Source organism: Epilithonimonas bovis DSM 19482, assembly GCF_900108115.1.
In the GTDB taxonomy this organism is placed as follows: domain Bacteria; phylum Bacteroidota; class Bacteroidia; order Flavobacteriales; family Weeksellaceae; genus Epilithonimonas; species Epilithonimonas bovis.
The window spans coordinates 1-12456 of the sequence record NZ_FTPU01000031.1; the positions used below are offsets into that span (position 1 = coordinate 1).

At 40.2% G+C, this 12456-nt stretch carries 12 protein-coding genes and 1 pseudogene; 5 read left to right on the top strand and 8 right to left on the bottom strand.

All coding sequences use genetic code 11. The features are described from left to right. The 3 genes and pseudogenes from B0B05_RS16830 to rnhA form a co-directional block, all read left to right on the top strand. Positions 1 to 293: pseudogene (locus B0B05_RS16830) on the top strand (IS5/IS1182 family transposase); the annotation flags it as partial. A gap of 174 nt (positions 294 to 467) precedes the next feature. Next, positions 468 to 2042 (top strand): replicative DNA helicase, encoded by a 1575-nt coding sequence (dnaB, locus tag B0B05_RS12105; protein WP_076783902.1) that lies wholly within the window; start codon positions 468 to 470, stop codon positions 2040 to 2042. 15 nt (positions 2043 to 2057) lie between these two features. Then, entirely contained in the window at positions 2058 to 2534 is a 477-nt protein-coding gene (gene rnhA / locus B0B05_RS12110) for a ribonuclease HI (protein WP_076783932.1), read from the top strand. On the opposite strand, the gene B0B05_RS12115 is transcribed toward rnhA, so the two are convergent. From B0B05_RS12115 to B0B05_RS12125, 3 genes are all read right to left on the bottom strand, one after another. Next, complete coding sequence (locus B0B05_RS12115) at positions 2531 to 4063, bottom strand: YifB family Mg chelatase-like AAA ATPase (protein ID WP_076783903.1); 1533 nt, start codon at positions 4061 to 4063, stop codon at positions 2531 to 2533. The two genes, rnhA and B0B05_RS12115, sit on opposite strands and share 4 nt — an antisense overlap. 88 nt (positions 4064 to 4151) lie before the next feature. Continuing rightward, a complete protein-coding gene (locus B0B05_RS12120; RefSeq protein ID WP_245799316.1) occupies positions 4152 to 5231 on the bottom strand; it encodes a mannose-1-phosphate guanylyltransferase in 1080 nt (359 codons plus the stop codon). Next, entirely contained in the window at positions 5221 to 5823 is a 603-nt protein-coding gene (locus tag B0B05_RS12125; protein ID WP_076783905.1) for a SprT-like domain-containing protein, read from the bottom strand. The genes B0B05_RS12120 and B0B05_RS12125 overlap by 11 nt, the downstream gene beginning before the upstream one ends. Before the next feature lie 104 nt (positions 5824 to 5927). Between B0B05_RS12125 and B0B05_RS12130 the strand changes: the two genes are divergently transcribed. After that, positions 5928 to 7610 (top strand): tetratricopeptide repeat-containing sensor histidine kinase, encoded by a 1683-nt coding sequence (locus tag B0B05_RS12130; protein WP_143746016.1) that lies wholly within the window; start codon positions 5928 to 5930, stop codon positions 7608 to 7610. 30 nt (positions 7611 to 7640) lie between these two features. Then, the gene (locus B0B05_RS12135) at positions 7641 to 8306 is read left to right on the top strand and encodes a response regulator (protein ID WP_076783906.1); all 666 of its coding nucleotides are present in this window, start codon (positions 7641 to 7643) and stop codon (positions 8304 to 8306) included. A gap of 141 nt (positions 8307 to 8447) precedes the next feature. Here B0B05_RS12135 and B0B05_RS12140 read toward each other — a convergent pair whose 3' ends face one another. From B0B05_RS12140 to B0B05_RS12160, 5 genes are all read right to left on the bottom strand, one after another. Then, a complete protein-coding gene (locus B0B05_RS12140) occupies positions 8448 to 8897 on the bottom strand; it encodes a GNAT family N-acetyltransferase (RefSeq protein WP_076783907.1) in 450 nt (149 codons plus the stop codon). Continuing rightward, the gene (yihA, locus tag B0B05_RS12145) at positions 8890 to 9513 is read right to left on the bottom strand and encodes a ribosome biogenesis GTP-binding protein YihA/YsxC (protein ID WP_076783908.1); all 624 of its coding nucleotides are present in this window, start codon (positions 9511 to 9513) and stop codon (positions 8890 to 8892) included. Before yihA ends, B0B05_RS12140 begins: the two co-directional genes overlap by 8 nt. 92 nt (positions 9514 to 9605) lie before the next feature. Then, positions 9606 to 10367 carry an alpha/beta fold hydrolase gene (locus tag B0B05_RS12150; RefSeq protein WP_076783909.1) on the bottom strand — a complete coding sequence of 254 codons (762 nt, stop codon included), beginning with the start codon at positions 10365 to 10367 and terminating at the stop codon, positions 9606 to 9608. Between the two features lie 82 nt (positions 10368 to 10449). Next, positions 10450 to 10842 (bottom strand): hypothetical protein, encoded by a 393-nt coding sequence (locus B0B05_RS12155; protein ID WP_245799318.1) that lies wholly within the window; start codon positions 10840 to 10842, stop codon positions 10450 to 10452. Between the two features lie 73 nt (positions 10843 to 10915). Further along, positions 10916 to 12316 (bottom strand): nucleoside recognition domain-containing protein, encoded by a 1401-nt coding sequence (locus B0B05_RS12160; RefSeq protein ID WP_076783911.1) that lies wholly within the window; start codon positions 12314 to 12316, stop codon positions 10916 to 10918. Positions 12317 to 12456: the final 140 nt, after the last annotated feature.

A 12456-nucleotide genomic window follows, 5' to 3' on the forward strand; every position in this document is an offset into this window, starting at 1 on the left:
CAAGAAAAAAAGACACTGTTTATCAAAAGCAGACAAAGCGCAAAAAATTTAGAACCAGAGCGGCAATAGAACCTATCATCGGACATTTAAAAACCGATTTTAGGCTGGCAAAAAATTACTTCATGGGAGAAACGGGACCACAAATCAATGCATTACTAGCTGCAACCGCTTGGAACATGAAGAAAATGATGGAACTACTGAAACACAAAATTATTTTCTTATTTTATAAGATACAAATTATGCTGTTTTCTAATCCTGTTTTTAAAAATAAATTAAATAGTGGGTTTTGTTAAGGAACGACTAAATAGTATATAAAAATTGATTTTATAATAATCCTATCTATTAAGTTGGTTTTTTAATTAAATTGTTACAAAAAAAAATCTTTTATTAACATTTTCAGCAATAATTGTGGATGGTTTATTAATAACTAAAATAGCTTAAACTCTTAAAAATTCTATCTTTGCATAATGGCACAGAAGGAAACATTATCATCACTTATCCAGGGTAATTTTGCGAAGGAACTATCAATCTCGGATGGCAAAATGCCGCCCAATGCACTAGATTTTGAAAAAATAGTTATCGGTACTTTTCTCATAGACAGAAAAGGGCTGGATCACTCTATAGACCTGCTGACGCCTGATGTTTTCTATGACCCAAGGCACCAGACCATTTTCTCATCAATACTCAAGTTGTATGAGAGCAACTCACCTATAGACCTGATGACGGTTATCCAGGATCTTAAGAAAAATGAAAAACTGAATCTTGCCGGTGGTGACCATTACATAATTGATCTCACCATGGGTGTAAGCTCCTCTGCGCATATAGAATATCATGTACGCGTTATTCTGGAGAAGTTCATCCTTCGTTCCCTTATTAATGTTTCTGCAAACGTGATCGACAGTTCGTATAAAGAATCAACTGATGTGTTCGAGCTGTTGGACAAAGCGGAGCAGTCTTTTTTTGAGATTACCAACGGGACTATTAAGAAAGGCTTCGACACCGCCAATTCATTGGTAAAAGAAGCCATTGACAAAATTAAATCACTCAAAGATAAAGAAGGTTTGTCCGGGATTCCGTCTGGGTTTACGGCGCTGGATAAAGAAACCGGCGGTTGGCAAAACTCGGATCTTATCATCATAGCTGCAAGGCCGGCGATGGGTAAAACGGCGTTTATCCTGTCGATGGCGAGAAATATCTGTGTAGATCATCAGATCCCAATGGCGCTGTTCTCTCTGGAGATGGCATCGGTACAGCTAATCACCAGGATGATCTCTTCCGAAACCGGAATCTCATCAGAAAAACTGAGAAAGGGTCAGATGGCCGATGAAGAGTGGCAACGACTGTTTACCAATGTTTCTGCACTGGAAAACGCACCTTTGTATATAGATGAAACGCCCTCGCTGTCGATCTTTGACTTTCGTGCAAAATGCCGTAGGCTGGTAATGCAACATGGCGTTAAAATCATCATGGTGGATTATTTGCAGCTGATGACAGCCAGTTCCGGAAAAGGCGCCGGCAACCGGGAGCAGGAGATTGCGATGATTTCCCGGTCACTCAAGGCGATTGCAAAAGAGCTCAATGTACCTGTGATTGCGCTTTCCCAGCTGTCCAGGAGTGTGGAGACAAGGCCTGGCAAACGGCCAATGCTGTCTGACCTTCGGGAGTCCGGAGCTATCGAGCAGGATGCGGATATTGTATCGTTTATCTTCCGTCCCGAGTACTACAAGATTGCCGTCTGGGATAATGATGAAGAAGGGATGGAAACCAGCACCGAAAACCAGGCTGAGATCATCATTGCAAAACACAGGAATGGTGCCACAGCAGACGTAAGGCTAGCCTTCCACAAGAATATTGGTAAGTTTGCCGATCTCGGGACCAATTATGATTATACACCGTCTAATTTTGGGCAAAAGGATGAGCCGTCGGGCTTTGATAAGATTAATATCACAATAGATCCGGGCGCAGCATTTGGGATGCCTAGTAATAATCAGGTATCTGGATCCGCGATGAACAATGATGACGACGATGATATGCCATTCTAAATTTTTATCTTGAGTTTGAAAGTAGAAATTTACACAGACGGTGCCTGCAGCGGCAACCCCGGCAAAGGCGGCTACGGCATACTAATGCGTGTCGCCGGGAAAAATTACCAGAAAACCTATGCCAAGGGTTTCCGAAAAACCACCAATAACAGGATGGAACTGATGGCCGTTATTGTAGCGCTGGAGCAGTTAAAAACCAATGATAACGAAGTCCACATCTACACAGACAGCAAATATGTCTCTGATGCCATCAATCAAAAATGGATCTTTGGCTGGATAAAACGAGGCTGGAAAAATGTGAAAAATCCAGATCTCTGGCAACAATTCTATAGATTATACCAGCTCCATAAGCCCCAATTCCATTGGATAAAAGGCCATGCTGGACACCCTGAGAATGAGTTATGCGATCAACTTGCAGTAGCTGCAGCCAAGTCAGACCAACTCGCCATTGATTCTTTTTTTGAAAATCAGAATGATGGAGGGATGTTCTAAGCATTCCAAAAATCGCGGTCCAGGCTTCGGTACTGGATAGCTTCTGAGATATGATCGCCTTCGATTTTTTCAGAATTTTCTAGATCTGCGATGGTACGCGCGACCTTTAGAATCCTGTCATAAGCCCTTGCAGAAAGATTGAGTTTTAGCATCGCCGCTTTAATCAAAAGTTGTGAATAGTCATCCAGCGCGCAGTATTTTTCAATTTCTTTTGGTCCCATTTGAGCGTTATAATTAATCTCAAGGTCCTTATACCGCTCGGTCTGGATGTTTCTGGCATTAATGACTCTTTCTCTTATCTTGGCGCTGTTTTCCCCTTTCCGCTTTTCGGCTAATTGTTCATATTCAACTTTAGAAACTTCTATATGAATGTCAATCCTGTCCAGCAGAGGCCCGGAAAGCTTATTCATGTAACGTTGCATTTCCAGTGCTGATGATGTATTGTTGGGATCATCAGGGAAATAACCACTTGGGCTTGGGTTCATGCTTGCAACCAGCATAAAGCTAGCGGGATACTCTATGGTAAACTTGGCTCTGGAGATGGTCACCACGCGGTCTTCCAGCGGCTGCCGCATCACTTCGAGAACAGCTCTTTTAAACTCCGGCATCTCATCCAGGAACAAAACCCCATTGTGAGCCAGCGAAATCTCACCTGGCTGCGGGTAGCTGCCACCGCCTACCAGAGCCACATCAGAAATGGTATGGTGAGGCGAGCGGAATGGGCGGATGGTCATCAGAGAGGTCTCTGCTCCCATTTTTCCAGCAACAGAATGGATTTTGGTAGTCTCCAATGCTTCCTTGAGATTCAGTGGAGGTAAAATGCTTGGTAATCGTTTGGCGATCATAGTTTTACCACTGCCTGGCGATCCAATCAGTATAATGTTGTGTCCGCCTGCTGCTGCCACTTCCATCGCACGTTTGGCTGCTTCCTGTCCTTTGACTTCGTCAAAATCAAAGGGGAAATGGTCTACTTTATCCTGAAATTCTTTTCTGGTATCGATCTCGAATTGTTCCAGTGGTGCATCTTCATTAAAAAAATCAATGACCTGGCGGATATTTTCTACGCCATAAACTTCAAGATTGTTAACAATAGCAGCTTCTCGGGCATTTTGCCTGGGTAGAATAATTCCCTTATAACCCATTTCGCGCCCCTTGATGGCAATAGGCAATACGCCCCTGATTGGCTGAAGGCCACCATCCAGAGACAGCTCACCCATAATAATATAATCGCCCAGCCGCTCAGCTTTAATCATATCCGAGGCAGCCAGTATGCCCAAAGCAATACTCATGTCATAAGCTGATCCTTCCTTGCGCAGATCCGCGGGAGCCATATTGATGGTAATCTTTTTCCCCGGAATCTTAAACCCTGAATTTTTAAGTGCTGCTGAGATTCGGTAACTGCTTTCCTTAATGGCGTTGTCCGGAAGGCCAACCAAATGATAGCCTACACCCTGATCGACATTCACCTCGATAGTTATGATTTGAGCAGACACACCGTGGATGGCTGCTCCAGATACTTTTACCAACATAAGTCATTAGTTATTAGTCCTATAAAAATAAAAAAACTCTTTGATAAATACCAAAGAGTTAATCTTATTTTAGAATTTATTATTCTATTTACATAAATTTGTCGCCATGTTTGAGATTTTTTAAATCCAAAACATAGTCTTTTATTAACTGATCATTATCACGGGGACAGATTAACAAGGCCTTTTCTGTATCTACTACAATATAATTTTTAAGACCATCAATCACAGCAGCTTTATTTTGGCTTTTGATACGGATAACATTGCCTTTTGAGTTGTACGTCAGTACATTTTTGGAGTTAAGCGCATTGTTATCGTCATTTTTCTCAGCATTGGTATAAACCGATGTCCAGGTCCCAAGATCGCTCCAGCCAAGATTGGCCGGAATAACATATACATTATCTGCTTTCTCCAGAATGCCGTTATCTATAGAGATTTTGCTTACGGTTGGGTAGATCAGATTAATGCACTCCTTTTCTGCGCTACAGTTGTAATCACAGCTGTTGAATTGGTTGGTCATCTCCGGAAGATATTTTTTAAAAGCGGAGAGGATACTTTTTGCACTCCATATAAAAATCCCGGCATTCCATAGAAAATCTCCTGAATCTATAAAGCTTTTCGCAATCTCAAGACTTGGTTTTTCTGTAAAGGTTTTCACTTTAGAAAAACTTTCTTCTTTCTTTGGAATAAACTGGATGTAACCATAACCTGTATCAGGTCTTGTAGGTGTAATGCCCAAAGTGATAAGGTAATCCTTCTCTGATGCGAGATCAAATGCAAGCTGCACTTTTTCTAAAAATGTTTTTTCTTTGAGGATCAGGTGGTCCGCTGGCATGACAATGATATTGGCCTTGGGATTTTTATTGGCAATCTTATTGGCCATGTACAAATTACAGGCAGATGTATTCTTCATCGCCGGCTCCCCTACAATGTTTTCCGTTGGGATCTCTGGTAATTGCTGATGCGTTAGATCGGTATATTCCTGATTGGTAATTACATAAATGTTATCTGGCGGTATCATCTGGCTGATTCTGTCAAAAGTCTGCTGAATCATCGTTCTGCCAGTACCTAAAATATCGTGAAACTGTTTTGGGAATTTTTGGGTACTCATAGGCCAAAAACGGCTTCCGATGCCACCCGCCATTATAACGCAATAGTTATTACTGTTCATTAGTTTTATTTTTTTCTACTTTTGCCAATGGACGAAAGAGGTACTTTTTTGAATTTTTCAAATTTACGCAAAGATATAATTTTTTCTTCTTTTCTATCATTTTGTACAAATCTCCTTTATAAAGGAACTCCGAGTCTGGTGCCAGCTGCTCCACAAAAAACTGAGAATCATCAGGGTCATCAACGTGAAAATACCGCACCAGTTCTGGACTTGCCATAAAATTGGCTTTGGGGTTTTTGGCGAATTGTCGGATGACAGGTTGCAGGTCAGAAGTATAAATGCTGATGCTTTCCAGCAGCATTTCCCGGAAGGTGGACTTCCATTCCTGTCCATGTGCGGAGATACGGCCGCCAAATTTTTCAAAGGCAATCAGATGGGCCAGCTCGTGCGTGAGGACAAAGAAGAATAACTGCCGATCCAGTGTAGAATTGATGCTTATCTCATGAGATTTATCCGGCATTTTTCTGTAATCACCCAGTTTGCTGTTTCTGTCCCGGGTAATTCTGATATGGATTTTATAACTCGCAAACCATCTCCTGAGAAAAGGCTGCGTATCTGATGGTAAATATTGTTCTAAGATGCTAATTGACATCGTTTGGTTTAAAGTTTCAAAAATAAGTATTATTGATCATTTTCATTCATCAAGGCGTAGATTTCTATCAATTATTTTCTTAAATTTCGGGTAAATTGTAAATTTTGCAAAAGTTCTTATGGTGCGCTGTATTATTGTTTTCTTTGTCCTGCGAAGAAAAGAAAGTACCGTGCAACAGGCCTGCTGCAGATCAATCCAATACTTTTTATGATAAAGCTTTTGTCTTTTTAAGCCAAAACAACCAGGATAGTGCTTTTCACAATCTTAATAAAGCGAAAGATATTTTCATCAGGAATAATGACAGTTTTGGGATTGGCAAAAGCCTTATGAATATGGCGCTTATTCAGGAGAATTCCGGGGATAACTTTGGTAGTATAGAAACAAGCCTTTCGGCCATTAAATTTCTAAAAGAGAAAGATACATCTCAGCACGCCGTCATCTTTTGTAATTATAATAACCTGGGCATTACATCAAACAATCTCAAAAACTATGCTGATGCCAAGCGGTTTTACACCACCGCAAAACGTTTTGCCAAAGATCCTGTCGATCAGATGATGTTACAGAACAATCTGGCCATTCTCTATCATAACGAGAAGCAATATCCAGTAGCGATATCTATTTATAAGAAATTAATAGACAGTGTTGGGTCAAAAAGTGAATATTATCCAAGGCTATTACTCAACTATTCACGGTCCAGCTGGTTTGCGGATCCATCGTATAATCCATCGGTAAATTACCTGTTGGCGGAGAAGCTGAGTCAAAAATATGATGACGACTGGACAAAAGATGCGGCCTATTCTTATTTATCTTTTTATTTTATTAAAAAAAACAAAGATTCAGCTAAACTCTATGCTGAAAAGATGTTGCACCTGTCTGAGACTCTTAATTATCCCGAAGATCAGTTGGAAGCATTGCAGAATCTGATTAAATTATCAAATGCAGAAACATCTAAAAACTATTTTGACAAATATATAAAGATCAATGACAGCCTTGCTGCAGCAAAAAACCGGGCAAAAAACCAATTTGCTCTCATCCGGTTTGAAAGCGAGAAAGCCAAGGCAGAAAATCTAAGGCTTCAAAAAGAAAAAGATATTAATGAGTTCAAAATAATCTTACAAAAAGTTATCATTTGGGCTATTATTTTATGTGTTGTTATTTTTTGTATTTGTGCATATATTTTGATAAAAAAAAGACGGCAGCGGCTCATTTCTGAAGCAACGCAAAAACTACAGCAGCAACGTCTTGATTTTTCTAAAAAAGTACACGATGTGGTCGCCAACGGCATCTATGAAGTGATGACAACTATAGAGAACCAAACCGATTTGCCTAAGGAGCAACTTCTCGACAAACTGGAAAGAATGTATGAGAAATCCAGAGATTTGTCCTATGAGAAACCGGAAAGCGAAACCTACGAAGAGCAGATTTCTGCCTTAGTCCGCTCTTTTGAAGCTGATGAGGTTCAGATAATTATTATCGGAAACGATCCTGATTTTTGGATCACACAGACTCCCGAAATTAAAGAGAATCTTTTTCAGGTAATCAGAGAACTGCTTGTTAATATGAAGAAGCACAGCCACGCGACTCAGGTGATAGTTAGATTTTTGAGAACAGACAACAATTTTCAGATGGATTACCGTGATAACGGCGTAGGAATTGATGATAGCTTTGTCGCAAAGAATGGATTTGCCAATATAAAATCAAGATTAGAAATCATTGGTGCCAATATGGCTTTTGACAACACTCACCAAGGTCTTAGAATAAGTATTTTGTGGGATAAAAGATCCTGATTGTATTAGTATTAACAACAATGCATCAATATGTTTACTAAAGTTTTGGTAGCAGAAGATCACGAGAGCAGTAATTTTTCTGTTTATAAAGTATTGGAAGAAAGTGGGATCTGCCTTGTAGATCAGGTGTATTATTGTGATGATGCACTGGACAGTGTGAAAAAATCTGTGTCCACAGGCAATCCTTACCAACTTTTGATTACAGATCTCTCCTTTGAAGTGGATCATCGTAAGCAACTGATCAAAGACGGGCGAGAGCTCATCCGATGTTGTAAAGATATAGATCAAAATCTTAAAGTAATTGTTTTCTCGGGCGAAGGACGGGCCGGAATCATTGATATGCTTTTCAAAGATTTTGGGATTAATGGCTATGTGAAGAAAGCGAGATCAGATTCCAAAGAGCTTAAAACAGCTATACAGGCCGTGTTTTCGGGAGAAGAATACCTTTCGCATGATCTTAAACTGCCGGTAAAAAGCATGAATACGCTGGAGTTTAGCAACTATGATCTCATGGTTCTTCAACTTTTAGCGCAAGGTGTTTTGCAGAAAAATATACCGGCAGTTTTTCACCAGCGAGGTGTCTGCCCCAATAGTTTGAGTAGTATAGAGAAGAGAATCAATAACTTAAAAGAATTACTTGTTGTTAAAAGTAATGAGCAGCTTATCGCAAAATGTAAAGATTTGGGAATAATTTAATTTTTTTTTGCCGTTTTACGGTTTCCCGTAAGGAAATGTGATTGCGGTGGTATAATTTTGCTGTCAGATTAATAACCGTAAAGACACAAGTTAAGAATACATTCATTCGTAAGATAGCCCGAAGAAAATCTTCGGGCTGTTTTATTTTCTTACCATTTCTGTGTGGGGAAGGTTATCCTCAAGGTATTTTTTTCCTGTATCTCGGAAACCAAAATCAGAATAAAATTTTATAAGGTAATCTTGCGCCGATATTCTTATATCCTGTGTTTTCAGGCGGTTTTCTATAATCTGAACAGCATAAGCAATCAGCTGTCTGCCTAGCCCCGTACCTCTGGCTTTTTGCGTTGTTATAACCCTGCCAATACTGGTTTCAGGATATTTAATTGCTTTGTCAAAAATACGGCAGTAAGCCATAACTTCGGCGTCTTTTTCCGCCCAAAGGTGAATGGCCAACTGATCATAATTGTCCAGATCCTGATAAGGGCAGTTTTGCTCCACAACAAAAACATCCACTCGGGCTCTGATTATCTGATATAATTCTTCTGTGCTTAGCTCATCAAAAGTCTTAACCTTCCAAATAATATTATTCATCAAAACGGACTTTGTTTTTCGTTAAAAAATCATTGGTTTTCTGTATGTAATCGAGGATGAGATCGCCGCCTGTTTTCTTCTCTGCAGATGTTATGTACAGGTCTGGCAACTCTTCCCAGGTCTGCAGCAGATCATTTTTATAAATGCCAACATTTTTCTCTGCAGCGCCTGGCTTCAGCTTGTCGGCTTTTGTAAATACTATAGAAAAAGGGACGCCGCTCTCACCACACCATTGCATAAACTCCAGATCAATTTTTTGTGGTGTATGGCGGATGTCTACTAGTACAAAAAGGTTGACCAGGTTTTTTCTGTTGAGGATATAATTAGTGATTAATTTTTCAAAATCTTTTCTAAGGCTTTTAGAAACCTTGGCATATCCATAGCCGGGCAAATCCGTAAGATACCAGTTCTCATTCACCAAAAAATGATTGATGAGCTGCGTTTTCCCAGGTGTTTGGGAGGTTTTTGCCAGGTCTTTATGATTCATCATGGCATTGATGAGCGATGATTTGCCCACATTAGACCGACCGATGAAAGCATATTCCGGCAAATTAGGCTCCGGGCACTCCTGCCATTTTTGACTGCTTTTTACAAATTCTGCTGTTTTAATCTGCATATCTTTAGAATTTAAAAACCATTAAGAATCAAATTATTGTTTCCCAAACTCGATTTCCTAATGGTTTTTTGCTTATAATTGTTAGATGGTATTTACATGACTTTTTGCAGCCAGGCATACAATATCTCATTAAAGTCATCCGGCTTCTCCATCATTGCAGCATGCCCACAGTGATCTATCCAGTGCAACTCCGAGTTGGGGATAAGTTTATGCATATCCTCTGCCACTTCCGGTGGTGTCACATTATCTTGTTTGCCCCATATAATGCAGGTAGGACAAGTAATCTTAGGCAAATCGCTCAACATATTGTGTTTGATGGCACTTCTGGCGAGCATGACGGTTTTGATACCTTTCATACGGTCGTTTACCACGGCAAAAACCTCATCTACCAAGGCATCTGTTGCCACGGCCGGATCGTAGAAAACGTCCTGAGTTTTTCTCTTGATATATTCTTTATCACTTTTTCTTGGGAAACTGTCTCCAAAAGTTCTTTCGTATAAACCAGAGCTTCCGGTTAGGACCAGGTTTCTCACCAGTTCCGGGCGTGATGTTGTGAGTATTAGTCCAATATGCCCACCCATAGAGTTGCCGACAACCGTTACCGGCTTGCCAATAACGTCTGTAATAAATTTGGCAACAAACTTGGAAATGGAAGCCAAATTAGTATTAAGAATCGGGAGGTCATAGATTGGCAATTGCGGAACAAAAACCTGAAAGCCTTTGTCCGAAAAAAAGTCAATCATTTTATCGAAGTTACTCAAACCACCCATTAATCCGTGCAAAAGCACCATTGGATGACCTTCACCTGCTTCTACATAGGTGTACTTTTTATCTTTCTTAGTTTTAAAAATCATAGTGCTTTATCGATAGCCCGCCAAAAATACGAATAAAACATTAATTTTTGTGCCAAGCTTAACGAATGTGTTATATTAATTATTATCCGGCAGATTTCAGTTCGTTGATGCGGTTGATAATGGGCAGGGCAAAGATGCCGCTGGACTGCAGGTATTTTTCGTAAAAAACAATTGCTTTTGCCGCAAAATCCTTTTGCCCTTCTGTTTTATAATGAAACATAAAAACATTGCCCAGCATCTCATAATAATCTGCGTGGTCTTTGGATTCTCTAAGCTGGACCATTTCATCAATCTCTTCCGTTGATTTTTGAGAGATAGTTTTAAAATCAATTTTAAAAATATCTTTCATGAGAGAATCAAAATCCAGTTCTTTTTGCATGAGGCTCTCGTCTGGCTTGCCCAATAAGAGTTTTTCCAGCGCCTGAGTCAATTGTCTGATTAATCTTAATGTAAAATCTTTATCCTGAATCATCATTTATAGTTTTAAAAATCCTGACCTACATTTTGGTTGTTTATTTTTTTGATGGACAATTACCTTCAGCAAATTCCTATCCAAAAAACAGATAGGCCAAGATGATAGACGTAATGACACCCACAAGATCTGCCAAAAGCATGCACCCTACAGTATATCTTGTGTTTTTGATACCCACAGCACCGAAGTAAACGGCAATGACATAAAATGTAGTGTCTGAGCTACCCTGCAAAATGGCGGATAATTTGCCCGCAAAGCTGTCTGCCCCAAAGGTTTTCATCGTGTCAACCATCATACCCCGCGCGCCGGAGCCGGACAATGGTTTTATCAAAGCCGTAGGTAATCCGTCAACAAATCTGGTGTCAAGATGTGATGCGCTTGCGAGCCACTTCATCCCGTCAATAATAACATCGAAAACACCACTGGTTCTGAGTAACGAAATCGCAATTAGCATCCCTACCAAATAAGGGATAATCTTGACGCAGACATTAAATCCCTCTTTTGCACCATCTATAAAAGCATCAAATATGTTAATCTTTTTATAGATTGCACCGGCCACAATAGCAAAGAAAATCAACAGGATAATGCCGTTGCTCATTACTTTGCTAAAGCTGTCCAGTTCGTCTTTACTCAGCTGTACCAGATAAATAACCAAAAGAGCGATAATGGCAGAGATGCCGCCGACATAAGCCAAGACAATGGGCTGAAAAAGATTGATTTTTTGCCTTACAGAAACAATCGTCATGGCCGCCAGTGTTGCGCAAAATGTTGCAATCATGCAAGGCAGGAAAATGTCCGTAGGTGTTACCGATCCCATGGATGAGCGGATAGCGATGATGGAAACCGGAATCAGAGTAAGCCCGCTGGCGTGCAGACAAAGAAACATGATCTGTGCATTGCTTGCTTTGTCTTTATTGGGATTCAGTTCCTGCAAGCTCTCCATGGCTTTTAGGCCAAATGGTGTTGCGGCATTATCCAGCCCAAGAAGGTTGGCACTGAAATTAAGCATCATGTGACCGAATGAAGGATGGTTTTTAGGAATTTCCGGGAACAGCTTAGAAAAAAATGGCTGAATCATCCGGCTAAGGAAATTGATGCCTCCGGCTTTTTCCGCAATACTCATAAAGCCCATAAAAAGCGCCATAATCCCAATCAGTTTCAGGCAAATGTTAACTGCTGTTTCGCTGGTACCTATAACACCATCGGTTTCCTGAACTCTGTAGGCACTTATGTTTTGCAGAGAATCTATTCTGTAATGGATGTGATTGTCTTCCAGTTCAGGGCTCTGGGTCAGGGCTTTTTGGATTTCCGGGGAAAATTCTGCCATCGGTTTCTTAGCAACCATGATGGTATCACCACCTTTACCTACTACCATATCGTTAAAAATCTGGGAGTAATTGTCAGAACTCAAATATTTTACAGATGCAACAGCTATTGCAATAATGATGAAGGCGGACCAAATCCTGCTTAAAACCATTGGTGATACTAATTTTCAGTAAATGTATGAAATCGCCATGATTTGGAAGACCCAATTGACAAATTATCAAACACCGATTAAAAATTTCAAAAGTGTGATAAGCACCGATGATAACACAGCGATTGCATACGACCAGTGGA